Source organism: Arenimonas malthae CC-JY-1 (assembly GCF_000747075.1).
GTDB lineage: Bacteria > Pseudomonadota > Gammaproteobacteria > Xanthomonadales > Xanthomonadaceae > Arenimonas > Arenimonas malthae.
On sequence record NZ_AVCH01000094.1, the window covers coordinates 1 to 1,994 of the forward strand.

A 1,994-nucleotide genomic window follows, 5' to 3' on the forward strand; every position below is an offset into this window, starting at 1 on the left:
CCTGCCCGGTGGTGGTGGTGACCAGCCCGGCGGCGGTAGTGTTCGCCGCGCGCCAGGCCACGCTGCGCGTGGCGCCGGGGCAGCAGTGGTTCACGCTGGGCGAAGGCAGCGCCCGCGCCCTGGCCCGCGCCGGCGTGCCGGGAGCCATCACGCCGCGCGGCGGGTCCGATTCCGAATCCCTGCTGGCGCTGCCGCAGCTGCAGGCACCGCTGTCGCGCGTGGGGCTGGTGACCGCCCCGGGCGGCCGCGGGCTGATCCCCGAAACGCTGGCCGCCCGCGGCGCCGAGATCCACCGCGCCGACGTCTACCACCGCGAAGCCATCCGGCCGCGCGCCGCGCAGTTGGCGGCGCTGGCGCCGCTGCCGCCGGCTTCGGCCCTGCTGGTGACCAGCAGCGAGGCTTTCGACGGCCTATGGGCGGTGCTCGATGCGCCGGCCCGCGACGCACTGCGCCAGCGGCCGGCGGTGGCCAGCAGCCCGCGCCTGGCCGTGCAACTCGCGTCCCTGGGGTTCCAGGCCATCGTGCCGGCGCCGGGCGCGGCGCCCGGCACGCTGCTCGACGCGCTCGCCGCCGATGTGGCCCGGGGGCGCTTCCGGTAGGATGAGACAGGTTCCTGCGTTAACCCCCGCCGTGGACACTGAGCTCGATCCCTCCCCCGATTCCCCGTCGTCCCGGCCGCGCGCCGGGCTGCTGTCGTGGCTGCTGGCCGCCATCGTCGTCGTGGCGCTCGGCGCGGGCGGTTGGTGGGCCTGGCAGCGGTTCGCGCCCGCCGACGAAAGCGGCCCCGACCTTAGCCCGGAGGCACTCGACGCCCGCCTGCTCGACGCCGAACTGGCCCTCTCCGGCCTGCGCCGCAACCAGCAGGGCATCGAACAGCGCCTGACCGACACCCATGCCCGCACCGGCCTGCTGCGCGAGGAAGTGCTGGGCGTCAGCCAGCGCGCCGCCATCCTCGAGGACAACCTGCGCGAACTGTCGGCGCAGGCCGCCGAGGGCAGCGAATCGCTGCGCCTGGACGAAGTGGAGCTGCTGCTCGGCCTGGCCCAGGCGCGCCTGGCCATCGCCGGCGATACCGCGGGCGCCATCCGCGCCAGCCAGCTGGCGCTGCAGGCCCTGGCCCCGCTGACCGACCCGCAGTACATCAACGTGCGCCAGACCCTGGGCCAGGAACTGGCCGCGCTGCGCGCCCTGCCCGACGACCCGCGCGACCAGGCCGCCGGCGAACTCGACGCGCTCGAGGCCACGCTGCCGCGCCTGTCCAGCCGTGCGCCCGGCACGCCGCCGGCGGCGGGCGACAGCGGTTCGCGCTGGCAGCGCCTGCTCGACGCCATTGTGCAGGTGCGCCCGAGCAGCAGCCAGGACCTGATCTCGCCGGCCGACCGCGCCACCGGCGAAGCCACGCTGGCGCTGGAACTGGCGCTCGCCCGCACGGCCCTCGAACGCCGCGACGACACTGCGTTCCGCGCCAGCCTGCAGCGCATCGACCAGTGGCTGCAGCGCCTGTACGCCGACGACGCGCTGCTGCGCGAACGCCGCGAACGCCTGGCCGCGCTGGCCAAGCAGCCGCTGGCGCCGGCGCTGCCCGACCAGGGCGCGGCCCTGCAGCAGCTGCGCGACCTGCGCCGCGGCCGGGACGCCACGCCGTGACCCTCTACCGCAGCCTGCTGTGGTGGCTGGCGCTGGCGGTGCTGGGCGCGCTGGGCTGGCACTGGTTCTCGCAGGACCTGGGCGACGTGGTGGTGCGCTTCCGCGGCCTGACCTACACCACGACGCTGGCCTATTTCGTGCTGGCCTGGGGCCTGCTGTGGTTCGGCCTGTGGGTGTTGTGGTGGCTGCTGAGGCTGCCGCTGCGGGCCTGGCGCCGGCACGCGCACCAGCTTGCGCGCAGCCGGCTGGTGAGCGGCCTGGAAGCGCTGCACCAGGGCCGCTGGCAGCGCGCCGAGCAGCTGCTGGCCAAGGCCGCCGAAGAACCCGCGCTGCGCACGCCGGCCCTG

General features: G+C 76.0%; 3 protein-coding genes. All 3 read left to right on the forward strand.

Annotated features, from left to right (window positions below; translation table 11 throughout):
* Window positions 1-599, forward strand: a 599-nt coding sequence (locus N790_RS05110; protein ID WP_043801630.1) for a uroporphyrinogen-III synthase, incomplete at its 5' end; no start/stop codon positions are given.
* A 31-nt stretch (window positions 600-630) separates the two neighbouring features.
* The gene (locus tag N790_RS05115) at window positions 631-1,647 is read left to right on the forward strand and encodes a uroporphyrinogen-III C-methyltransferase (protein ID WP_052385703.1); all 1,017 of its coding nucleotides are present in this window, start codon (window positions 631-633) and stop codon (window positions 1,645-1,647) included.
* A partial coding sequence (locus tag N790_RS05120; RefSeq protein ID WP_043801633.1) for a heme biosynthesis HemY N-terminal domain-containing protein occupies window positions 1,644-1,994 on the forward strand: 351 nt, incomplete at its 3' end. The genes N790_RS05115 and N790_RS05120, both read left to right, overlap by 4 nt.